Source organism: Sphingomonas sp. LT1P40 (assembly GCF_036663835.1).
GTDB lineage: Bacteria > Pseudomonadota > Alphaproteobacteria > Sphingomonadales > Sphingomonadaceae > Sphingomonas.
The window spans coordinates 358,988-380,592 of record NZ_JAXOJT010000002.1; the positions used below are offsets into that span (position 1 = coordinate 358,988).

Genomic DNA, 21,605 nt, shown 5'->3' on the forward strand with positions numbered 1-21,605 from the left:
TGCCCGCTGCTAAGCCCCGGCCATGCCCCATCTCTATCTGGTCGACGGCTCCGGCTATATCTTTCGCGCCTATCACCGGCTGCCGCCGCTCACCAACAAGCATGGCGAGCCGGTCGGGGCGGTCTATGGCTATATCACGATGATGTGGAAGCTGGTGGATGCGCTGAATACGGCGGACGGGCCGACGCACATGGCGGTGATCCTCGACAAGAGCGAACACACGTTCCGCAACGATCTGTACGACCAGTATAAGGCGCACCGCCCGCCCGCACCCGAGGATTTGGTCCCGCAATTTCCAATGATCCGCGACGCGACCCGCGCCTTTTCGCTGCCGTGCATCGAGGAACTGGGCTGGGAGGCCGACGACCTGATCGCCAGCTATACCAAGGCGGCGCTGGCACAGGGGTGGCAGGTAACGATCGTCAGTTCCGACAAGGATCTGATGCAGCTGATGACCGATCCGTCGGTCGACATGCTCGACACGATGAACAACCGGCGGCTGGGGCCGGACGATACGCGTGAGAAATTCGGTGTGGGGCCGGAGAAGCTGGGCGAGGTGCTGGCGCTGATGGGCGACAGCGTCGACAATGTGCCGGGGGTGAAGGGCATCGGCCCCAAGACCGCCGCCAAGCTGATCGACGAATATGGCGATGTCGAGGCCGTGCTGGCCGCCGCGCCGTCGATGAAGCCGTCCAAGATGCGCGACAATTTGATCGAGCATGCCGATATGGCGCGGCTGTCGCGCAAGCTGGTCGAGCTGGCCTGCGACGTACCGTTGCCCGATCCGCTGGAGGATCTGGAGCTGAAGGGCATTCCCGAAGCGCCGCTCCGCGCCTTCCTTGAGCATCACGGGTTCAAGACCCTGCTCAACCGGCTGGGCAGCACCGGTACCAGTGTGGCCGACGCGCCGGTGGACAGCCCCGAGCCGGTGCCGCTGCCCGAAGACCCACCCTGCAATCATGACGGCTATGAGACGGTAGTCGATGAGGCTGCGCTCGACCGCTGGATTACCGTGGCGAAGCATCAGGGTTGGGTGGCGATCGATACCGAGACCACCGGGGTCGATGCGACGCGCGCGGAACTGGTCGGCGTCAGCATGGCGCTGCATCCTAACCTCGCCTGCTATATTCCCGTCGCGCATGGCGGGACCGACATGTTCGCCGAGAAGCCGGTCCAGCTGGACCGCGATACCGTGATGGCAAAGCTGAAACCGCTGTTCGAGGACCCGGCGGTTCTCAAGATCGGGCATAATCTGAAATACGACATGATCGTGCTGGGGCGGCTCGGGGTCGAGATTGCGCCCTATGACGACACGATCGTGATGAGCTTCGACCTCGATGCCGGGCTGCACGGGCATGGTATGGACGAGCTGGCGGCGACGCATCTGTCGCACAGCTGCATCGCGTACAAGGACGTGGTCGGGACGGGCAAGAAGCAGCTGGGCTTTGCCGAAATCGATCTGAAGGCGGCGACGCGCTATGCTGCCGAGGATGCCGATGTGACGCTGCGGCTGTGGCGGCGCTTGAAATCGCGCCTGCCGTTCGAGGGGGCGACGCGCGTCTATGAGATGGTCGACCGGCCGCTGGTCAGTGTGATCGCTGGCATGGAAATGGCCGGGGTGAAAGTCGATGCGGGCGTGCTGTCGCGGCTTTCGACCGAATTCTCGCACCAGATCGCGGCGCGGGAGGAAGAAATCCACGGCATCGCCGGGTTCAAATTCACCATCGGCAGCCCCAAACAGCTGGGCGACGTGCTGTTCGACAAGATGGGCATCAAAGGGGGCCGCAAGGGCAAGTCGGGCGTCTATTCGACCGACGTGAACGAGCTGGAGCGGATCGCGGCGGACAAGGATTCCCCCGGTCGCGAGATGGTAGTCAAGGTGCTCGACTGGCGGCAGCTGTCGAAGCTGAAGTCCACCTATACCGACGCGTTGCAGGCGCAGATCAATCCGATGACCGGTCGCGTCCACACCAGCTATTCGCTGACCGGCGCACAGACCGGACGGCTGTCATCGACCGATCCGAACCTCCAGAACATCCCGATCCGCACCGAAGTCGGGCGGCAGATCCGCGACGCGTTCGTGGCCGAGCCGGGCAATGTCATCCTCGCCGCCGATTACTCGCAGATCGAGTTGCGGCTGGCGGCGCATATCGCAGACGTCCCCGCGCTGCGCACCGCGTTCGAGAATGGCGACGACATTCACAGCATGACCGCGATGGAGCTGTTCGGCGAGGTCAACCGCGACACGCGCGGGCGGGCCAAGACCATCAACTTCGCCATCCTCTATGGCATTTCGCGCTGGGGGCTGGCGGGTCGGCTCGACGTGACGGCGGACGAGGCACAGGACATGATAAACCGCTACTTCGAGCGGTTTCCGGGCATCAACAACTACATCGTCTCGACGATCGAGGAAGTCCGGGCGAAGGGCTACACCAAGACCTTGTTCGGCCGGAAAACGCACTTCTCGCGCATCAAGTCCAGCGTCCAGCATGAGCGGCAGGGGGCCGAACGCGCCGCGATCAATGCGCCGATTCAGGGGACCAGCGCCGATATTATCAAGCGCGCGATGATGCGGATGGGGCCGGCACTGCTCGACGCGGGGCTATCCGACGTTCGCATGCTGATGCAGGTGCATGACGAACTGGTGTTCGAGCTGCCCGAGGGGGATGTCGAGGCGGCGACTGCGGTGATCCGGCGGGTGATGGAGACGGCGGCGGAACCGGCGGTCAAGCTTACTGTACCGCTGGGGGTCGAGATCGGCACCGGCCCAAGCTGGGGCGCGGCGCATTGACCGACGCGCGGCCCGCGCCTTCGGCGGCGGCTCCCGAGGATATTGCCGCGCTGGCCAAGGGCGGACGGACGAACATTTTCGGGTTCTTCCTGCGATTGCTCGCGCGGCTGCCATTCTTGTTCATTGCCGGACGGCTGTACGGCCCGGAGATTGTCGGGCGGTTTGCGCTGGCGGTGGTGGTGGTCGAGCTGGCTGCGTTGCTGGCGACGCTTGGCCTGAAACGCGGGCTGGCACAGGCGCTGGCCAATACCGATCGGCCGCATGCCCATGTCGTATGGGACGGGATGGTCGTCGCGTTCGTGGTGTCGATGATCGCCAGCGCGGTGCTCTTCGCCTTCCCGCAGATCATGTACGCCAACAGCGCAGTGACAGGCTTGAGCGGGCTGCTGCCGGTGATCGTTTTTGCCATCGCCTGGTCGGACGTCAGCCTCGCGGCGCTTGCCTATCGCGGCAATGTGAAAGCGACAGTGACGGCGCGTGCGATCGTCGAGCCGTGGACGATTAGCATCGCGGCGTGGGCGCTCTATTATGTCGTGCCGCGCGACGGGCTGATTATCGCCTATGTCCTGTCGATGGCAGCGGCGCTGATCGCCAGCCTGATCCCGTTCATCCGCAGCTATGGCCTGCCGCATGGCTGGTCGCCGCGTGTGCGGCCCTTGCTTCAGCTGGCACGGCGCAACATGCCGCTGGCCGGGGCGGACGCGATCGAATGGGGCACGCGCAATATCGACCGTTTCATCCTCGGACTGCTCTTCCCGCCTGCCATCGTCGGCATCTATTACATGGCGCAGCAGGTCGCATCGATTCCGCAAAAGCTGAAAACGAGCTTCGACCCCATTTTGGGTCCGGTGATCGCGCGCAATCTGGCAGCGGGCAACCATGCCGCCATCGCGCATCAGGTGAAGCAGGTGGCGTTCTGGATCATCACCGCACAGGCGGCGCTGCTGCTGATGGGCGGCATCCCGGCGGAGGGCGTGATGGGCGTGGTCGGGCCACAATTCGTGGCGGGAGCGGGGGCGCTGTGCTTCCTGCTCGCCGCCGAAGTGCTGGCATCGCCCGGCGCGGTGGCGGAGGCGGGGCTGGTCTATATGGCGCGGCACCGCAATCTGATGGTGTCGCTGCTGTTGCTGGGATTTCAGGCGGCGCTGTCGTTCGCGCTGGTGTTCGCAATGCGAAACCTGGGCTGGAGCACCAACTGGCAGGCGGCGGGACCGGCGGTAGCGTTGGCCGTAACGTTAGCAATCGGATCGACAATCAAATGCTGGCTGCTCGCGCGACTGACCAAGGCATCGGTATTCAGTCTGCGGCCCGGATTCGTCGCCGCACTCGCGGTAGGCGGCGCGGTCGGCGGCGCGTTCACGCTGCTACCACACCGGCTGGAATGGCTGGAACTGTCGGTCGGCGTCCCGGCGATTGCGATCGCCTATCTCGCCGTCATCGGGAAATTCGCATTCGGCCCGGATGACAAGGCACTGTTCAAGAAGCTGCCAAAACAGGGTGACTTAAACGCCTAGTGCCGGAAGTGCCGCATGCCGGTGAACACCATCGCCAGCCCGGCCTTGTCGGCGGCGGCGATGACGTCGGCGTCGCGGATCGAGCCGCCGGGCTGAATCACAGCCGTCGCGCCAGCCTCGATCGCCGCGAGCAGACCGTCGGCGAAAGGGAAGAAGGCGTCGGAGGCGACGGCGCTGCCGATCGTGCGGGGTTCGGACCAGCCGGCCTTCTCCGCCGCGTCCTTGGCTTTCCACGCCGCGATACGCGCGGATTCGAGACGGTTCATCTGGCCCGCGCCAATCCCGGCAGTGCTGCCGTCCTTCGCATAGACGATGGCGTTGGACTTGACGTGCTTGGCGACGGTCCAGGCGAAGCGGCAGTCGGCGAGTTCGGCGTCGGTCGGCTGGCGTTTCGTCACCACCTTCAATTCACCTAGCTGGCCATTGTCGCGCGACTGGATCAACGCGCCGCCAGCGATCGTCTTGAGCATCAGGCCGGGGCGTGCCGGATCGGGCAGATCGCCGCTGATGAGCAGACGCAAATTCTTCTTGGCCGCGAAAATCGCTCGCGCGTCGTCGCTGGCATCCGGGGCGACGACGACTTCGGTGAAGATGTCGCTGATCGCGCGCGCGGTGTCGGCGTCGAGTGGGCGGTTGAGCGCGATGATGCCGCCGAATGCGGAGACGCTGTCGCAGACGAGTGCCGCCTTGTACGCATCGACCAGCGTGTCGGCGGTGGCGACGCCACACGGGTTGGCGTGCTTGACGATGACGACGGTCGGCGGGCCGTCGCGGAATTCGCTGACCAGCTCCAGCGCGGCGTCGGCATCATTGTAATTATTATAGCTGAGTGCCTTGCCCTGCAGCTGTTGCGCCTGCGCGATGCCGCGTGCAGCGGGGCCGGTAGGCAGATAGAGCGCGGCGGACTGATGCGGGTTTTCGCCGTAACGCAGTTCCTCCCCGCGCCGGAACACCAGCGGCAGCGTGTCGGGGAAACGCTGACCCTGATCGGCAAAGGCGAACCAGTTGGCGATGGCGGCGTCGTACTGCGCGGTCAGGGCGTAGGCCTTGGCAGCGAAGCGGCGGCGATCGTCCAGCGTGGTTTCGGCGGTTGCGACGATGGCATAGTCGGCCGGGTCGGTAACGATGGCGACAAACGCGTGGTTCTTGGCCGCCGAGCGAACCATCGAAGGGCCGCCGATGTCGATATTCTCGATGATTTCGTCGCGGCTTGCACCCTTGGCCACGGTCTGGGCGAAGGGATAGAGGTTGACCACGACTAGGTCGATCATGCCGATGGCGTGGTCGCTGGCCGATGCCATGTGTCCGGCATCGTCGCGCACCGCGAGGAGGCCGCCGTGAACGTTCGGGTGCAGCGTCTTGACGCGGCCGTCCATCATTTCCGGGAAACCGGTGAGATCGGAAATGTCGCGGACTTCAAGGCCAGCGTCGCGCAAAGCCTTGGCCGTACCGCCGGTCGAGACCAGTTCGACGCCCTTGGCGGCGAGCGACTTTGCGAGTTCGACGATGCCGGTCTTGTCGGAAACCGAGATCAGGGCGCGGCGGATCGGGATGCTGGTCATGGCCGCGCGCTTTACGGCGTCAGGCACCTCACGCAACCCCTAACGCGCGCGGTGGAACAGCCAGGAGATGCTGGTGCCGCCGGCGGGGGATTCACCGGTCAGGACAAGCTGTTGCGATTCGCGCGGAATCCCCTTGCCGTCGATCCATACGCTTTCCTCGATCGCCAGTGCGCCGCCGCGTGCGCGGAACTGCCACGCGCTGCCCGATGGCGTGCGAAGCAATGCGCCGGCGCCATCGGCGGTGGGGGAAACGTCGACCGTGGGATGGAGGTGGAAGCGGATCGCAAAGGGGGTCGAGTCGCGCTTGCCCTTGCGCCCGGCCGGTAACAGCATGTCCTCGCCCCGCACATCACGGCCATCGGCACCCAGCGCGATCTGGCGGCGGTGGATGAGGCCGTGACGGCGGACATAGCCGTCATGGCTCGCTTCGATCCGGCTGGCGGTGTCGGTTTCCTGACGGCTCAGCTCCATTTCGACCACGCCGCGTCCCAGCGTACCGTCCGGGTGGATCGCGGTGGAATTGCTGTCGCCGACGATCAGCGTCGAATGCGCCGCACTGGTGCGCAGCCCCTCGGTCAGCGCGGGCGGCAGGCGCAGATCGGCACCGCGCGCACCGCCGCAGCTGACGACGATGCGGTCGGGGCCGTCCGAGAACTCGAACGCGAGCGTGGAGGCACAGCCGCCCTCCATCACGCGCGCGATCGGCGGGGGCGCGGCGTCCATGATGAGGACGGTGCGTTGCTGGGCGACGCGCTGATAGCCCCATTCGCGTGCCTGCCGCAGCGGACGGACGCGCGCGCCGGTGGCGGCGACGATGGCGTCGATCGTGTCGCCATCGACCGGCACCCCGCCCTGCCAGCTGGCGAGGCCCCGGTCGCCATGGGAAATACCGAGCAAGGCGGTGACCATACGGGTCAGCGCGCCGGTCACGCTCTCCGGCGCGTCGAGGCGGCGCGAGGCATAGGCTTCGCGCAACAGCGTCAGTAGCATAATCGCGTCGAGCAGCGCCATCGGGGAACGTCCGGCGATGCCACCATCCTCACTGATCGTGGCGGTCAGCGCGCGGGCGAGCCCGGCCTCGCCGAAATTACGGCGCGGATCGCCGCCGGGGATCATCAGGCCTGCGGTGAGGACACCGCACCATGCGGCGATGCGCTGTACGCCCGATGGCACGCGATCCGCCGCGCGATCAAGATGGCGGGCGCCGCGCGCGAGGGCGTGGAGCACCTTTGACCGGTAAACGAGGTCGGTGCTCGACAGCAGCAGCGGGGCATGTGCGGTCCAGAACTGGATGCGGCGGCCCCACAAGTCCGCGCGCCATGCCGGGTCGGCAACCTTTTCGGCATGCGCGCCCAGCCATTTGCGCATCAGCGCCTCGGCAATCGGCGCGGCCTGAGCGCGGGTGCAGACGGTGGAGAGGTCGCGCAGCCACGCGAAGCTGTGGAAATAATCGCCGAACGGCTTTGACCAAACTGGCCGTGCCGGATCGAGTGTTTCGAGATCGTGACTTTCGCCGCGAAAGAGCATGCGGCCGTCCAGCAAGGCATTGCCGCGTGCCGGATCGCCCATGAACGGATCATCGATGACGGCGATGAGCTTGAGCGGATGCCGCCCCTTTAGACGAAAGCTGTGAATGGGGGTGCGCCAGGTCATGCGATAAAAACGCTCGGAAATGCGGTCCGCCAGCGACAGGCCCCTGTCGCCCCCGATCCGGATCAGCCTTTTGCCCTGCTGAATCCCATCGGTATCTGGCCCCTCGGTCGCGGGGTCGTCGCCCTCCACCGTCACCCCGCCCGTAACGCGGTGATATTGGAGGCGTAATGGCCCGGCCCACCCTTGAAGGCGGCGGTTCCGGCTACCAGCGCATCGGCACCGGCGGCGATGACGCGCGCGGCATTGCCCTGATCGACGCCGCCATCGACCTCAAGGTCGATCTGGCGACCGCTGGCGTCGATGCGGGCGCGCAGGGCCGAAATCTTGGGCAACTGGCTTTCGATGAATTTCTGGCCGCCAAAGCCCGGGTTGACGCTCATCACCAGGATCAGGTCGACCATGTCCATGACGTGATCGACGACATCGATGGGCGTGGCAGGATTGAGCACCACGCCCGCACGCTTGCCCAGCGCCTTGATCGTCTGAAGCGTGCGGTGGAGGTGCGGGCCGGATTCGGGGTGGACCGAGATGCAGTCAGCACCGGCATCGGCGAACGCCTGCAACATTGGATCGGCTGGCGCGATCATCAGATGGACGTCGAACGGTTTGGCGGTGTGCGGGCGCAGCGCCTTGATGACCGCTGGGCCGATCGTGATGTTGGGGACGAAATGGCCGTCCATCACGTCAATATGGATCCAGTCAGCCCCGGCCACGTCGATCGCGCGCACTTCATCCCCCAATTTGGCGAAGTCGGCGGAGAGGATCGAGGGGGCGATACGGACGGAAGTCATGCTGTCCTTTAACAGGTCAGGAATCGCCCGCAACTCGCTTCAACCGCACCATGAAGAAGCCGTCGAGGCCACCCTTGTCGGCCAGCATCCCCGGCAGCGTGCGCAGCCAGCCACGTTCGTGCGGCGTGACGTCATCGGGCAGTTCATCGCCACGGATCGGATCGGTCACGAAATCGGTGTTGGCGGCGAGGAAGGTTTCGAGCTGATGCTCGCCCTCCTCCGGCTCCAGCGAGCAAGTCGCATAGACCAAGGTTCCACCCGTGCGGACCCACTTCGCGGCGCGGAAAAAGAGCTGCGACTGAAGCTCGGCCATTTCGGCGATGATGCGCGGACTGACGCGGTGAAGCACGTCGGGATGACGGCGGAAGATGCCGGTGGCGCTGCACGGCGCGTCGAGCAGGACGGCGTCGGGGCGGAAATCGGGTGCCCATTTGAGCAGATCGGCGGTGACGATCTTCACCTTCAAACCAGTGCGGGTCAGGTTTTCTGAAAGTCGCGCCAGACGACTTTGCGAGACATCGACGGCGGTGACGTCCCAGCCGGCGGCGGCGAGCTGCAGCGTCTTGCCACCCGGCGCGGCGCACAGGTCGAGGACGCGCCCATTACCCTTTCCCAACAACCGCGCGGGGAGCGAGGCGGCGATGTCCTGCACCCACCAGCCGCCCTCCGCGAACCCTTCGAGTTGCGGCACGGCCTGATTGCCCGGGATGCGCAGATGGCCGGGGAGGAGGCTTTCGCCGTCGATCTTCGGCGCATCGCCGTGAAAGCTGAGGTCGAGCGGCGGCGGGACCGCGATGGCGGCAGCGGCCGCCTGTGCGACATCCTCACCCCAGTTTTTGGCGAGGCGGAAATGGACCGGCGCAGGCAGCGCCGGAAGGTCGGGCAGCGTCACCCCCTTTCGCATCAGCGATCCGAACACGCCATGGACCAGCTTGCGCGGGCCGCCATCGACCAGCGGCAATGCGGTCGAAATCGCGGCGTGCGGCGGGGTACCGAGGCGAAGCACCTGAACCAGCGCGATACGCAACGCAAAGCGCGCCTTGGCATCGTCGGGCAAGTTGCGCTGAGTCGCGCTGTCGATCAGCGCGTCGAGATCGGCGAGGCGGCGCAGAACTTCGGCGGCGATGGCGTGCGCCAGCCCCCGGTCGGGCGGGGACAGGCTGGACGCGGCATTGTCGAGCGCCTGTTCGATCGCAAGACCACGCCGAAGCACGGCATCGAGCAGGCGCAACGCAGCACGGCGGGCGGGCACGCCGGGCGGGTCGGCGGGAGGGCGACGATCAGACAAGGCTTCGGATGATCCATACAGTTGCCGTCACGAGTGCGACGAGCGTTACAATTCGCAATCCGGTGAGCCAGCGTGGCTCTTTCCGGTCGTAACTCATCAGTGCCGCAGCGATATCACCAGGTCCATCGACCATCAGCCGCGCCGGTTGGGATCGAGCGCGCTGGAGCGGCGCGGGGTGGGGCGGACGCCGAGGGCGGAGGGGCGGGTCGTTGACAGTCTTGACGGTTTCGATGGGTTTGCGGCGAAACTGTCAAGCGGGGCGGACTGGCCCATTTCGACCGCCATCGCCTCCAGCGCGGCAATGCGGTTGCCGGTGTCAGGATGGGTCGAGAACATGCTGTCCCCGCCGCGCGACAGGCCGGGGACGATGTAGAGTTGCGCCGTCGCCGGAACACGCTCGGCGACCGGGTTGGGGATCGCCGCCGCGCCGCGCGCCAGCTTGGCCAGCGCCGACGCGAGCGCGCGGGGGTTGCCCGAAATCTCCGCGCCGCCGCGATCCGCGCCATATTCGCGCGTGCGGCTGATCGCCATCTGCACGATCATCGCGGCGAAGGGCGCGACGATCACTGCAAGGATGGTCGCCAGTATCGCACCGCGACCCCCGCCGCCGCGAAAGAACATCCCGAAATTGGCGAGCATCGAGATGGCACCTGCGATCGTCGCCACCATCGTCATGATAAGCGTGTCACGATTACGGACATGGGCGAGTTCGTGCGCCATTACGCCCGCAATCTCGTCGCGGTTCAGCATATTCAGCAGGCCGGTCGTGGCCGCGACCGCCGCATTCTCAGGATTGCGCCCGGTGGCGAACGCGTTGGGGTGGGGGGAATCGATGACGTAAACCTTGGGCATCGGCAGGCTGGCGCGCTGGGCGAGGCTGGCGACGAGGGTGTAGAATTCCGGGGCGGACTCGGCATCGACCTGCCTGGCATTGTGCATTTTCAGCACGATCTTGTCCGCGTTCCAGTAAGTGAAGAGGTTCATGCCCACCGCGACCAGCAGCGCGAGCATCATGCCCCCGCGACCGCCGATGGTGAAACCGAGCGCCATGAACAGCGCGGTCAGCGCCGCCAGCAGCATCGTCGTCTTGAAACCGTTCACTTGGCTTTGCTCCTTTGCAGGTTCAATGTGGGCATAGCGTCCGCTGGCTTCAATCGAGGATATCATGGGCAAGCGCCCCGACCATGTGAAACCGCCCGCGCACCTGTCACCGAACACGCCGGTGCCGAAGCCGGAACCGATAACGCGGCCGGATGCCGACCCGCTGGGCAACGACCCGACACGCTATGGCGACTGGGAACGCAAGGGGATAGCGGTCGATTTCTGACGCCCAGTTAACGAGACGGAGGCGGAACGATTCCTGTGGCTGCGCGTCAAGCGAGGATGACGGTGACGGCTAAACCCCTGATTATCAAGATCGTGATCGGCGTTGCCGCCGCGATCCTATTGTTGTTGCTGATCCTGGCGATGTTCCCATGGGGCGCGTTCAAGGGCAACGCCGAGCGCGCGCTGGCGGAACGGGTCGGGGCGCCGGTGACGATCGGGTCGATCGAGCGGCGCGGCTTCTTTTCATTCAACCCCGCGCTGGACCTGCGCGACATTCGTATCGCGCAACCAGCGTGGGCCGGAAAAGGCGAGTTGCTACGGGTCGAGCGTGCCAGCCTGCGTCTGCCGGTGCTGCCGATTCTGATCGGGCGGATCGACCCGGATCCGATCTCGGTAGAGAATGGCCGGGTCACGCTGATCCGCAACAAGGACGGGCGCAGGAACTGGGATCGCGGACAGGGCAAGCGCCGTAATCGAGGCGGCGGCGGGCTAGAGGAACTGATCGTCCGCAACCTGACCGTGGATTACCGCGATGCCAAGCGCGACCGGCGCGCGGTGGTGCGGGTGGACTCGGACGCGACCGGGTTTCGCGCGGTCGGCAACGGTGCGCTGGGCGAGGAGCCGGTGAAGATCGCGTTCAGCGGCGATCCGATTGCGCGGCGGACGGCGTGGCCATTCACCGCTTCGATCATGGGGCCGACGACGCGGATCGCGCTGAAGGGCACGATGGCCGCACCGCTGGATGCGCGCAACATGCGCTTCGACATCGACGCGCGCGGCAACGATCTGCTCGATATCGACCGGGTGATCGAGGCCGGGCTGCTGGGGACGCAGCCGGTGGCGCTGCGCGGAACAGTCGAGCGCACGGGTGAGGTGTGGAAGATCGAGAAGCTGTCCGGCACCATCGGGCAGTCGCGGCTGTCGAGCGCGACGGCGACGGTGGACAAGAGCGGCGAGCGTCCGAAGATCGACGGTACATTGCGGCTGGCGGTGCTGGAGTTCAACGATCTGTCGAACAACCGCGGGCTTGCGATCGGTGCCGCCAGAAAAGCGCAGCTCGGCCCCCGCATCGTACCGGGGACGCGAATCGACCTGAAGAACGTGTCCGATGTCGATGGCGTGCTGCGCGTGCGGGTCGACCGGCTGATCGGCGAAAGCGCTGGACCGTTTCGTCGCGCCGTCGGCACGCTGACGCTCGACAATGCGCGACTGACGGTCTCGCCGTTCGAGATGGGACTGGTGCGCGGCGTGTTGAGCGGACGCGTGGTCATCGACCAGCGTGGCGGCAAGGCGCTGCCCACGCTGACGATGGATTTGAAGCTGGACGGATCGACGATCGGGACGCTGGCCGGGAGCGATGCGATCGACGCGCCATTGCGCGGGATCGTGCGGCTGAGCGGCGAAGGCGAAACGGTGCGCGCGGCGGTCGGGCGTTCGACCGGGACGGTGGCGCTGGTGTCGGGTCAGGGCCGGATCCCGGCGAAGCTGGCATCGTTCCTGGGGCTGGACGTCGGGCGCGGGGTGTTTGCGGATAAACAGGACGTGGCGTCGCTGCGCTGTCTGATCGTGCGAATGGATGTGGCGCGCGGCACGGCGCGGATGAGCCCGCTGGTGATCGACACATCGCGCTCGCAATCACGCGTGTCGGGCACGATCAATCTGGCGACCGAGGGACTTTCGCTCAGCATGATGGGATCGCCCAAGAAAGACAGCATCCTGCGGCTGAGCGAGCCGGTGCCGATCGGCGGCACGATCAAGGCGCCGTCGCCGCGCGTGCCGGGGAAGGAAAAGGGCGTCGGCACGGTATTGAAGATGCTGGGCGAGGCGATTGCGGGCGACCGGCCGCCGCTGGCGAGCGATGCAGATTGCGCCGGACTGGCGGCGCGGGCGATGCGTTAGAGCGCGTCGCGGATTTTGAGGACCGTGTTCCAGTTGCGGGCGGTGACGATCGGGTCGCGCGTCGCCTTTCCCAGCGGCGCGTGGAGGATCGAGCGGGCTTGGCCCTGGGGGAAGTCGATATAGAGTTCGCGGCCGATCGCCTGCGCGCGCTCAGGGCCATTATCCTCGGCCATGGCAGCATCGACCCTGTCCGCGGCGACGGGTTTCCGGTGGAAGGTGACGACGACAAAGCTGGGGCGGGTTTTCACCTCCTCCGGAAAGGGGTTCGCGGCGACGATCGCGGCCATATTATCGGGCGTGCGGACGAAGATTTCGGATTTGAGGCCGGTTTGTGCTTGCAACGCTTCGTGGATTTGCGCTTCCAGCGTGGCGGCATCGGTATCCTGCGCGGTGAAGACGACGTTGCCGGAGGCGAGCAGGGTCTTAACGTCGGTGTGGCCCAAGCCCTCGACCACTGCTTTTAGTTCCGCCGATTTGAGCTGGCGTTTGCCGAGGTTGATGCCGCGCAGCAGCGCCGCCCATCTCACCGGGCTTCTTCCCGGAGCGGGCGCGCGAGCAGCGACTGGACGATGTCGCGCACGGGCGCGCCTTCGAGCAGGGCGCAGACGGCTTCGGTGACGGGCATGTCAACCCCCGCGGCAATTGCCGCCTCGCGCAGCACCGGGGCGGTGGCAGCGCCTTCGGCCACGGTGCGGCGGTCGGCGAGGAGATCGGCGGCGGCCTTGCCCTGCCCCAGACCTACGCCGAGCGAGAAGTTGCGCGAATTGGTCGACGAGCAGGTAAGGACGAGGTCGCCAAGGCCGGACAGGCCCGCCAGCGTTTCGGGCCGTCCGCCGCGTGCAACGCCGAAACGGGTCATTTCGGCGAACCCGCGCGCGATCAGCGCGGCGCGGGCGTTGAGGCCCAGTCCCGCCCCCTCGACCACGCCGCACGCGATGGCGAGGACGTTCTTGACCGCGCCGCCGATCTCCGCGCCGGTGACGTCGGACGAGGCATAGGTGCGGAAAGCCGGACCGGCGATGCGCTCGGCGAGTTGATCGCGCAGATCGTCATCCTCGCACGCCAGCGTGACGGCGGTAGGGAGCCCTGCGGCAACCTCATGCGCGAAGGTCGGGCCGGACAGTACCGCGACCGGGGCGTTGGGGTGGAGTTCGCGGGCGATTTCGGCGACGAGTTTCTGCGTGCCCGCCTCGATCCCCTTGGCGCACAGCACGAGCGGTCGGTTGCCCGCCTGAAGTTGCGACAGGACCGAACGCAGGAATTGCGCGGGAACGACGACAAGCAGCGCGTCGCTGCCGGCCAGATCGGCCAGGTCGCCGGTAGCGCGGATCGAGGGGGACAGCGGGACGCCGGACAGGAAGCTGCTGTTCTCATGCGATTCGTTGATCGACGTCACGACGTCGATCTCGCGTGCCCACAGGGTGACAGGCTGGTCGTTACGCGCCGCGACCTGTCCCAGTGCGGTCCCCCATGCACCGCCGCCAAGGACTCCTATTCTCATGCCTTTACCCCTGCGCCGCGCACCTTTTCCGCATCCGGATCAAGCGGCCAGCGCGGGCGCGCGGGCATATCGAGCGGATCGGTGAGGCCAAGCGCGAACCGCTCCGCCCCGGCCCAAGCGATCATGGCGGCATTATCGGTGCAGAGCCAGAGCGGCGGCGCGATAAAGGGCAGGTCATGGCTGCCGGCAAGCTGCTGGAGCGCGGCGCGGACGGCAGTGTTGGCGGCGACCCCGCCCGCGACGACGAGCGCGGTGGCTTGCGGGGCCTTGGCCAGCGCGATGCGGGTGCGATCGACCAGGCAATCGACCACCGCCTGCTGAAATGACGCGGCGAGATCGGCGACAGGGTATTTGTCGGCTTTCCGCGCGACGTCGCTTTTGAGGCCGGCGAAGGAGAAATGCGGTTCGCCCGAGCCGACCAGCGGGCGCGGGAGCGGGACAGATTTGGGGTCGCCATGCCGCGCGGCCTGCTCGACTGCGGGACCGCCGGGGAAGCCGAGGCCAAGCAGTTTCGCGGTCTTGTCGAACGCTTCGCCCGCCGCATCGTCGATGGTGGTGGCGAGGCGGCGGTAACTGCCCACGCCCTGCACCAGCAGCAGCTGGCAATGACCGCCGGAGACGAGCAGCAGGAGATAGGGGAAAGCGAGGTCGGGATCGGCGAGACGCGGGGACAGCGCGTGGCCCTCCAGATGGTTGACGCCGATCAGCGGCTTGTTGGCGGCGTGGGCCAAGGCTTTCCCGGTGACGAGGCCGACCATGACGCCACCGATCAGGCCGGGACCGGCAGTGGCGGCGATGGCATCGACTTCGGCAAGGGTGACGCCTGCGTCCGCCAGTGCGCCCTCGACCAGTGGTCCCAACGCCTCGACATGCGCGCGTGCCGCGATTTCGGGGACGACGCCGCCGAACGGGCGATGCGCCTCGTCCTGCCGCGCGAGGCGGTGGGCGAGGACTAGCCGATCGCCGGTGACGATGGCGGCGGCGGTTTCGTCACAACTGGATTCGAGGCCGAGGATCAGCATGAGGCCGATCTAGGGATGCAGCGGCGGTTTGTCGAAGGGCGGGCGGTTTGTTGGCGCAGAGGCGCAGAGAAGAAGGTCTTTTCGCACCTTGCGTGAGCAACTTATCCCCTCAGCACCTCTGCAACCTCGGCCTCCGATTCGGCATGCAACGCCCAGAAATCGCGCACCGGTTCGCCCGCGAGCAGTCCTTGCAGGACGGCGAGGTGAGAATGCCAGCCGCCGCCGAAATTGGCCATCGGACCGGGACCGGTAATGCCGCTATGAATGAGAACGAGGCGGGTTTTGTCCGCCCCTTCGGCGAAGAGCTCGAAGCGGGCAGTGCCTTCCTTGCCCTCATCCCAGCTGATTGCGAGGACGTGCGGCGGATCATATTCGACCACCGTCTCGCGGCCCACCCCGCCTTTCCACTTCGCGTATTTCTCGGGGTAGGGGACGTCGTCGGCGGAGAGATTGTCGTGATCGAACACCAGCTCGACCGGTGCACCAGCCCGCGCATCGGTGCCGCCCGCGAACCATTGCTGCCGCAAACTTGCCTCGGCGAGGTAGCGCCATACGGTTGCGGGCGGCGCGTCGAGGATGCGTTCCATGCGGATGGTATCGGCGCTGAGGATATCGAGTGCGGGCATGGGGGCGGTCCCTTCAGTCGAGATTGAGTTGCCAGGAGATGCCGAAGTGGTCGCTGACCCAGCCGAATTTTGCGCTCCAGCCGTAATTGTCGGGGGGCATCAGCACGCTGCCGCCATCCGACAGCAACGCGAACAGGCGGTCGAACCCGGCTTCGTCGTCGCAATCGAGGAAAAAGGACCAGGACGGCGTGAAGTCGAAGCCGTGGGTGATGAAGCTGTCATGGACCATCACCGCTTGACCCGCGATGGTGGCATAGCCGCGCAGCACCGAGCCTTCCGGGCCGGGTCCAGCGGGGCCGAAGCGCTCAAGTGAGTCGATGCGGCTGCCGGGGATATGTTCGACATAGAAATCGAGCGCGGCCTCGGCCTTGCCGCCCTGAAACATCAGGAAGGGAGTGGCTTTCATGTTGCGTCTCCTGTGGGGGCGTCGCGGAGCAGATTTTCAAGATTGTCGAGGCGCGTTGTCCAGAAGGCCGCCCATTGCTGAAGCCATGCCTCTGCCTCGGCCAGTGGTGCGGCTTGGAGGCGACAGAGTTGGGTGCGGCCGACTTTCCGCCGGGTGACGAGGCCGGCGCGTTCGAGCACCTGCACATGCTTGGACGCCCCGGCGAAACTCATCGCATAGGGTTGCGCCAAGTCGCCGATGCTTTTTTCGCCCAGCTTGAGCGAGGCGAGCATGCCGCGCCGCGTGGGATCGGCGAGGGCATGAAAGGTGGCGTCGAGTCGTTCAACCATTTGGTTTAGTTACGGCTCGCTGCCGATATTGTCAACCAGATGGTTTAATGTTGAGCGAGCACCGAATCCGCAACGAACGGATTGGTCTTGCGCTCCTGCCCAAAGGTGCTGGGCTGGCCATGGCCGGGGACGAAGACCGTGTCGCCGCCCAGCGGCCACAGCTTGCAGGTGATCGCATCGAGCAAGTCCTGATGATTGCCCATCGGGAAATCGGTGCGACCGATCGAACCCTGAAAGATCACGTCGCCGACGATGGCGAGGTTCGACGCCGGGTGGTGGAATATGACATGGCCGGGGGTGTGGCCGGGGCAGTGATAGACGTCGAGCGTGAGGTTGCCGACCGTCACCGTGTCGCCATCGACCAGCCAGCGGTCGGGCTCGAACGGCTTGCCGTTGACGCCATAGCTGCGGCCATCGTCCTCCAGCCGGCTGATCCAGAAACGGTCAGCCTCATGCGGCCCCTCGATCGGCACGCCCAGTTCCTTGGCGAGGATGCCGGCTTCACCGCAATGGTCGATATGCCCGTGGGTAATCAGCAATTTCTCGATCGTGACGCCATGTTGTTGTGCCGCCGCCTTCAAGCGATCGAGGTCGCCGCCGGGATCGGTGAACACGCCGCGCATGGTTTCGGTGCACCACAACAGGGTCGAGTTCTGTTGCAGCGGGGTGACCGGAATGATCGCGGCGCGGAGCGGAGGGTTGGGGGCGTTCATGCGCCGGAGATAGGCGGGGTGACGCCATGCGGCAACAGAGGCTTGCCGCGACGCGCGCGGGATTGCATGGGCGGACGATGCGCTTCGACGCCCCCTTCGTATTGCTCGACGATGCCCGGCCGGGGGGTGAGGCGGCGCGGCTGTATCGCGCGCCGGTGCGGACGATCGTGGCGGAGACGGCGGGCGAGATTGCGGGGGCGCTGACGGCGCTGGATGCAGCGCGGGCCGAGGGGCTGAACGCGGCGGGGTATATCGCCTATGAGGCGGGGCATGCGCTGGAGCCGAAACTGGGGGTTCCGGCAAATTCGGGATCGTTGCTGTGGTTCGGGCTGTTCAACGGGTTTGAGACGATCGCGGCGGATGATGTCGCTGCGCTGTTGCCCGATCCGGCAGGGGCGTGGGTTGGGCGACCGCGACCGGGGATCAGCCGTACCGATTATGGTGCCGCTTTTGCCCGCGTGCATGACTGGATCGAAGCGGGCGATATCTATCAGGCGAATCTGACGTTTCGCGCCACCGTGCGGGTGATCGGCGATCCGTTGGCGGCCTATGCCGCGATCCGCGGGCGGGCGGCGGCGGGCTATGGCGGGATCGTGTGGACCGGCCGCGAGTGGTTGCTGTCGTTTTCGCCGGAATTGTTTTTCGCGCTGCGTGACAACGAGCTGATCGCACGCCCGATGAAGGGGACGACGCGGCGGGGGGTGACGCCGGAGGAGGATGCCGAAGCGAAGGCCATGTTGGCGAGCGATCCCAAGCAGCGGGCCGAAAATCTGATGATCGTCGACCTGATGCGCAACGACCTGACCCGCATTGCCGAACCGGGCAGCGTGACGGTACCGGAGCTGTTCAAGGTCGAGACCTATCCGACGCTGCACACGATGGTGTCGACCGTGTCGGCGAAGCTGGCGGCGGGGACCAGCGTGGGAGAGGTGATCGCCGCGACCTTCCCGTGCGGATCGGTGACCGGCGCACCGAAAATCCGCGCGATGGAGGTGATCGGCGCGGTCGAGGCGGACGCACGGGGTGCCTATACGGGTTCGATCGGGCGGATCGACGCCAATGGCGACGCGGCGTTCAACGTGGCGATTCGGACATTGCATCTGGCCGAAGGCGCGGATGTCGCCACGATTGGACTGGGATCGGGCGTGGTAGCGGATTCGCGGGCGGGCGAGGAATGGGACGAGTGCTTGGCCAAGGGCGCGTTCCTGACGCGGGGACAGCGGCGCTTCGACCTGATCGAGACGATGGCGTTCGATCCGAATGACGGCATCGCGCTGCTCGAACGGCATCTGGCTCGGATGAAGGCGAGCGCGGAAGTCTTCGGCTTTGCGTTCGACCGGCATGCCGTGCGCAACGAATTGCAGGCGGCGACGTTTCGGCTGCGCGAGGCGGCGCGCGTGCGGCTGATGCTGTCGGCGAAAGGGCATGTGGCGATCGGCACCGCGCCGATGCCGCCAGCGCCGGACGGGCCGGTGACGGTGGCGATCCGACCCCTGACAGTTGCGCCGCGCGACTTTCGTCTGGTGCACAAAACCAGCGACCGTCGCATCTATCCCCGCATCGAGGGGGTATTCGAGACGATCTATATCGACGCGGACGGCTATCTGACCGAGGGCAGCTTCACCTCGATCTTCGTGCGCCACGACGACGTGTTGCTGACCCCGAAATCCTCGCGCGGCTTGCTTCCGGGGGTACTGCGCGCCGAGCTGGTCGAGGCGGGCCGCGCGATCGAGGCGGACCTGACGCCCGCCGACCTGACCAGCGGCTTCTTTATCGGCAACGCACTGCGCGGACTCGTTGCGGCTGTTACGGTTGCGGAAGAGGCGTTGCCGGACCTATAGCGCGCGCGTTTCCTCCAGACAGGTATCACGCCATGCAGACCTCCGCCGCACTCGGCCGTATCCAGCCCTCCGCCACGCTCGCCATGACCAGCCGCGTTCTGGACCTGAAGCGCCAGGGCATCGACGTGATCGGGCTGGGCGCGGGCGAGCCCGATTTCGACACGCCGGATTTCGTCAAAGAGGCCGCGATCGAGGCGATCCGGAAGGGCGTGACCAAATACACCAATGTCGATGGCACGCCCGAACTGAAGGCGGCGGTGATCGCCAAATATGCGCGAGACAACGGCCTGACCTATGCCGAGAACCAGATCAGCGTGAATGCCGGCGGCAAGCATACGCTGTTCAACGCATTCTGCGCGACGATCGACGCGGGCGACGAGGTCATCATCCCGGCGCCCTATTGGGTCAGCTATCCCGATGTGGTCGAGTTCGCCGGGGGCAAACCGGTGTTCATCAGCGCCGGGGCGGACCAGAGTTACAAGATCAGGCCCGAACAGCTTGAGGCCGCGATCACCGCCCGGACCAAATGGGTCGTGCTCAACTCGCCGTCCAACCCGACCGGTGCCGCATACAGCGCCGCCGAGCTGAAGGCGCTGGGCGAGGTGCTGGAGCGGCACCCGCATGTGCTGATCTATGCCGACGATATGTACGAGCATATCCTGTATGACGGCTTCGAGTTTGCGACGATCGCGCAAGTTTGTCCCACGCTGTTCGACCGCACGCTGACCGCCAATGGCGTGTCGAAGGCCTATGCGATGACCGGCTGGCGCATCGGTTATGCGGGCGGGCCGACATGGCTCATCAAGGCGATTGGCAAACTCCAGTCGCAGTCGACCTCGAACCCGTGCAGCATCTCTCAGGCTGCGTCGGTGGCGGCGCTGAACGGCGACCAGTCGTTTTTGAAGGGTCGCAACGACGCGTTTCAGAAGCGCCGCGACCTGGTGGTCGGCATGCTCAACCAGATCGACGGCATGAACTGTCCGACGCCGGAGGGCGCATTCTACGTCTATCCCGAATTCAGCGCGCTGATCGGCAAGATCACGCCCAAGGGTGCGCTGATCGACACCGACGAGGCGATGATAACCTATCTGCTCGACGATGCGCGGGTGGCGGCGGTGCATGGCGCGGCGTTCGGTTTCTCGCCCGCGCTACGCATCAGCTATGCGACCAGCGAGGCGATCCTGACCGAGGCGTGCGGACGGATTCAGGAAGCGTGCGCGAATCTTCGGTAAGTTAGGCGGCACCGGCCCGCTCCCCCACCCGGCCACCCACGCCAGTGTATCTTGATGGGTGGCCGGGTGGGGGAGCGGGCTGGTGCCGCACTTCTCAACAAAAATCCTGAAACCTTTTCCGGTTTCTGAACGAACCTGTGAACAGGATGGCCAGATGCAGTTCATCTGGCTCAGCTAAAACAGCGCTTGGATTCGCGGGCAGCGGTTTTGACCGCCGCCCATCAAGCCAAAGGAATAACTCATGCGTGCGATGTTCAAATCCGCATTTCTTCACCGCTTTCTCGCGGGCTTCTCGCTTGGCGCGATTGGCATGGTCGCGCTGAATATTGAGCAGGTCGCGGCGACGACGCTCTTCTGATGCGCCGCGCCGCCGCCCTTGCCGTGGCCGGTCTTGCAAGCCTTGGCGTAATGAACGCCACTGGCGTAATTCCGCCGGTGTTCGCCGCTGCCGAAAAGGCTGTGGCGATCCCGGCCGCCGCCACCGATGTCGCACCCGCGCCGGGCAATCAGGTCGCGGTGCTGGCGGGTGGCTGCTTCTGGGGCCTGGAAGCGGTGTTCGAGGGTGTGAAGGGCGTGAAGGCCGTCACCAGCGGCTACGCCGGCGGCACGAAAGCGACGGCCACCTATGCGCAGGTCTCGACCGAGCGCACCGGCCATGCCGAGGCGATCCGCATCGTCTATGACCCACGGGTGGTGAGCTATGCGACGCTGCTGCGCATTTATTTCTCGGTCGCGCACGATCCGACCCAGCTGAACCGGCAGGGGCCGGATACGGGGCCTAGCTATCGGTCGGCAATCTTTCCACAGAATGCCGGGCAGGACCGGGTGGCGCGCGCTTACATCGCGCAGCTTGGCCGGGCGGGAGTCTATGGCGCGCCCATCGTTACGAAAATCGAGCAGGGCCAATATTATCTGGCCGAGGCCGAGCATCAGGATTTCGCACGGCGCAATCCGACGCACGGCTATATCGTGCGCTGGGACAAGCCCAAGGTGGCGGCGTTCCGGGCGGCATTTCCGGCGCTGGTGCGCTAAGCCGCGTTAGCGGCAAGAAGAATTGCTCACACAAAGGCACGAAGGCACCAAAAGGAAAGAAGGGGAATATCCTTCTCCT

Annotated in this window: 19 protein-coding genes; 7 read left to right on the forward strand and 12 right to left on the reverse strand. The window is 65.8% G+C overall.

Going from position 1 to position 21,605, the window contains the following annotated elements; all coding sequences use genetic code 11:
- The first annotated feature begins 22 nt into the window (after positions 1–22).
- Both polA and U1702_RS13115 read left to right on the forward strand, forming a co-directional pair.
- A complete protein-coding gene (gene polA / locus U1702_RS13110; RefSeq protein ID WP_332725331.1) occupies positions 23–2,791 on the forward strand; it encodes a DNA polymerase I in 2,769 nt (922 codons plus the stop codon).
- On the forward strand, positions 2,788–4,305 hold the full coding sequence (locus tag U1702_RS13115) for a lipopolysaccharide biosynthesis protein (RefSeq protein ID WP_332725333.1): 1,518 nt from the start codon (positions 2,788–2,790) through the stop codon (positions 4,303–4,305). The genes polA and U1702_RS13115 overlap by 4 nt, the downstream gene beginning before the upstream one ends.
- Here the strand turns inward: U1702_RS13115 and purH are convergent.
- The 5 genes from purH to htpX form a co-directional block, all read right to left on the reverse strand.
- Entirely contained in the window at positions 4,302–5,867 is a 1,566-nt protein-coding gene (purH, locus tag U1702_RS13120) for a bifunctional phosphoribosylaminoimidazolecarboxamide formyltransferase/IMP cyclohydrolase (RefSeq protein ID WP_332725335.1), read from the reverse strand. The genes U1702_RS13115 and purH overlap by 4 nt on opposite strands.
- Positions 5,868–5,906: 39 nt before the next feature.
- The gene (locus U1702_RS13125) at positions 5,907–7,520 is read right to left on the reverse strand and encodes a heparinase II/III family protein (RefSeq protein WP_332726388.1); all 1,614 of its coding nucleotides are present in this window, start codon (positions 7,518–7,520) and stop codon (positions 5,907–5,909) included.
- A 131-nt stretch (positions 7,521–7,651) separates the two neighbouring features.
- Entirely contained in the window at positions 7,652–8,311 is a 660-nt protein-coding gene (gene rpe / locus U1702_RS13130) for a ribulose-phosphate 3-epimerase (RefSeq protein WP_332725337.1), read from the reverse strand.
- A 16-nt stretch (positions 8,312–8,327) separates the two neighbouring features.
- Entirely contained in the window at positions 8,328–9,599 is a 1,272-nt protein-coding gene (locus tag U1702_RS13135) for an RsmB/NOP family class I SAM-dependent RNA methyltransferase (protein ID WP_332725340.1), read from the reverse strand.
- Between the two features lie 132 nt (positions 9,600–9,731).
- The gene (gene htpX / locus U1702_RS13140) at positions 9,732–10,700 is read right to left on the reverse strand and encodes a zinc metalloprotease HtpX (protein WP_332725342.1); all 969 of its coding nucleotides are present in this window, start codon (positions 10,698–10,700) and stop codon (positions 9,732–9,734) included.
- 64 nt (positions 10,701–10,764) lie between these two features.
- On the opposite strand from htpX, the gene U1702_RS13145 reads away from it, so the two are divergent.
- Positions 10,765–10,926 carry a DUF1674 domain-containing protein gene (locus tag U1702_RS13145; RefSeq protein ID WP_332725344.1) on the forward strand — a complete coding sequence of 54 codons (162 nt, stop codon included), beginning with the start codon at positions 10,765–10,767 and terminating at the stop codon, positions 10,924–10,926.
- Positions 10,927–10,988: 62 nt separating this feature from the next.
- Positions 10,989–12,824 carry an AsmA family protein gene (locus U1702_RS13150; protein ID WP_332725346.1) on the forward strand — a complete coding sequence of 612 codons (1,836 nt, stop codon included), beginning with the start codon at positions 10,989–10,991 and terminating at the stop codon, positions 12,822–12,824.
- Here U1702_RS13150 and U1702_RS13155 read toward each other — a convergent pair.
- From U1702_RS13155 to U1702_RS13185, 7 genes are all read right to left on the reverse strand, one after another.
- Positions 12,821–13,351 carry a DUF1697 domain-containing protein gene (locus tag U1702_RS13155; RefSeq protein ID WP_332725348.1) on the reverse strand — a complete coding sequence of 177 codons (531 nt, stop codon included), beginning with the start codon at positions 13,349–13,351 and terminating at the stop codon, positions 12,821–12,823. The two genes, U1702_RS13150 and U1702_RS13155, sit on opposite strands and share 4 nt — an antisense overlap.
- Positions 13,348–14,325 carry an NAD(P)H-dependent glycerol-3-phosphate dehydrogenase gene (locus U1702_RS13160; protein WP_332725351.1) on the reverse strand — a complete coding sequence of 326 codons (978 nt, stop codon included), beginning with the start codon at positions 14,323–14,325 and terminating at the stop codon, positions 13,348–13,350. Before U1702_RS13160 ends, U1702_RS13155 begins: the two co-directional genes overlap by 4 nt.
- Complete coding sequence (tsaD, locus tag U1702_RS13165; protein WP_332725353.1) at positions 14,322–15,347, reverse strand: tRNA (adenosine(37)-N6)-threonylcarbamoyltransferase complex transferase subunit TsaD; 1,026 nt, start codon at positions 15,345–15,347, stop codon at positions 14,322–14,324. The genes U1702_RS13160 and tsaD overlap by 4 nt, the downstream gene beginning before the upstream one ends.
- Before the next feature lie 101 nt (positions 15,348–15,448).
- The gene (locus U1702_RS13170; protein WP_332725355.1) at positions 15,449–15,973 is read right to left on the reverse strand and encodes an SRPBCC family protein; all 525 of its coding nucleotides are present in this window, start codon (positions 15,971–15,973) and stop codon (positions 15,449–15,451) included.
- 13 nt (positions 15,974–15,986) lie between these two features.
- Positions 15,987–16,379: a VOC family protein gene (locus tag U1702_RS13175; protein ID WP_332725358.1), complete on the reverse strand. Its 393-nt coding sequence runs from the start codon at positions 16,377–16,379 to the stop codon at positions 15,987–15,989.
- Positions 16,376–16,708, reverse strand: a complete 333-nt coding sequence (locus tag U1702_RS13180; RefSeq protein WP_332725360.1) for an ArsR/SmtB family transcription factor — start codon at positions 16,706–16,708, stop codon at positions 16,376–16,378. Before U1702_RS13180 ends, U1702_RS13175 begins: the two co-directional genes overlap by 4 nt.
- 44 nt (positions 16,709–16,752) lie before the next feature.
- Positions 16,753–17,421, reverse strand: a complete 669-nt coding sequence (locus U1702_RS13185) for an MBL fold metallo-hydrolase (protein ID WP_332725362.1) — start codon at positions 17,419–17,421, stop codon at positions 16,753–16,755.
- Positions 17,422–17,498: 77 nt separating this feature from the next.
- Here U1702_RS13185 and pabB point away from each other — a divergent pair, with 77 nt between their 5' ends.
- From pabB to msrA, 3 genes are all read left to right on the forward strand, one after another.
- The gene (gene pabB / locus U1702_RS13190) at positions 17,499–19,262 is read left to right on the forward strand and encodes an aminodeoxychorismate synthase component I (protein WP_332725365.1); all 1,764 of its coding nucleotides are present in this window, start codon (positions 17,499–17,501) and stop codon (positions 19,260–19,262) included.
- Between the two features lie 32 nt (positions 19,263–19,294).
- Positions 19,295–20,494, forward strand: a complete 1,200-nt coding sequence (locus U1702_RS13195) for a pyridoxal phosphate-dependent aminotransferase (RefSeq protein ID WP_332725367.1) — start codon at positions 19,295–19,297, stop codon at positions 20,492–20,494.
- A gap of 357 nt (positions 20,495–20,851) precedes the next feature.
- A complete protein-coding gene (gene msrA, locus U1702_RS13200; RefSeq protein ID WP_443026847.1) occupies positions 20,852–21,526 on the forward strand; it encodes a peptide-methionine (S)-S-oxide reductase MsrA in 675 nt (224 codons plus the stop codon).
- Positions 21,527–21,605 lie beyond the last annotated feature (79 nt).

Coding starts and splice junctions, on each gene's coding strand:
- U1702_RS13170 (WP_332725355.1), bottom strand. CDS start 15,973: ATGCCCGCACTCGATATCCTCAGCGCCGATACCATCCGCATGGAACGC.
- rpe (WP_332725337.1), bottom strand. CDS start 8,311: ATGACTTCCGTCCGTATCGCCCCCTCGATCCTCTCCGCCGACTTCGCC.
- U1702_RS13160 (WP_332725351.1), bottom strand. CDS start 14,325: ATGAGAATAGGAGTCCTTGGCGGCGGTGCATGGGGGACCGCACTGGGA.
- pabB (WP_332725365.1), top strand. CDS start 17,499: ATGCGCTTCGACGCCCCCTTCGTATTGCTCGACGATGCCCGGCCGGGG.
- U1702_RS13125 (WP_332726388.1), bottom strand. CDS start 7,520: ATGACCTGGCGCACCCCCATTCACAGCTTTCGTCTAAAGGGGCGGCAT.
- purH (WP_332725335.1), bottom strand. CDS start 5,867: ATGACCAGCATCCCGATCCGCCGCGCCCTGATCTCGGTTTCCGACAAG.
- U1702_RS13180 (WP_332725360.1), bottom strand. CDS start 16,708: ATGGTTGAACGACTCGACGCCACCTTTCATGCCCTCGCCGATCCCACG.
- tsaD (WP_332725353.1), bottom strand. CDS start 15,347: ATGCTGATCCTCGGCCTCGAATCCAGTTGTGACGAAACCGCCGCCGCC.
- polA (WP_332725331.1), top strand. CDS start 23: ATGCCCCATCTCTATCTGGTCGACGGCTCCGGCTATATCTTTCGCGCC.
- U1702_RS13185 (WP_332725362.1), bottom strand. CDS start 17,421: ATGAACGCCCCCAACCCTCCGCTCCGCGCCGCGATCATTCCGGTCACC.
- U1702_RS13195 (WP_332725367.1), top strand. CDS start 19,295: ATGCAGACCTCCGCCGCACTCGGCCGTATCCAGCCCTCCGCCACGCTC.
- U1702_RS13175 (WP_332725358.1), bottom strand. CDS start 16,379: ATGAAAGCCACTCCCTTCCTGATGTTTCAGGGCGGCAAGGCCGAGGCC.
- U1702_RS13145 (WP_332725344.1), top strand. CDS start 10,765: ATGGGCAAGCGCCCCGACCATGTGAAACCGCCCGCGCACCTGTCACCG.
- msrA (WP_443026847.1), top strand. CDS start 20,852: ATGCGCCGCGCCGCCGCCCTTGCCGTGGCCGGTCTTGCAAGCCTTGGC.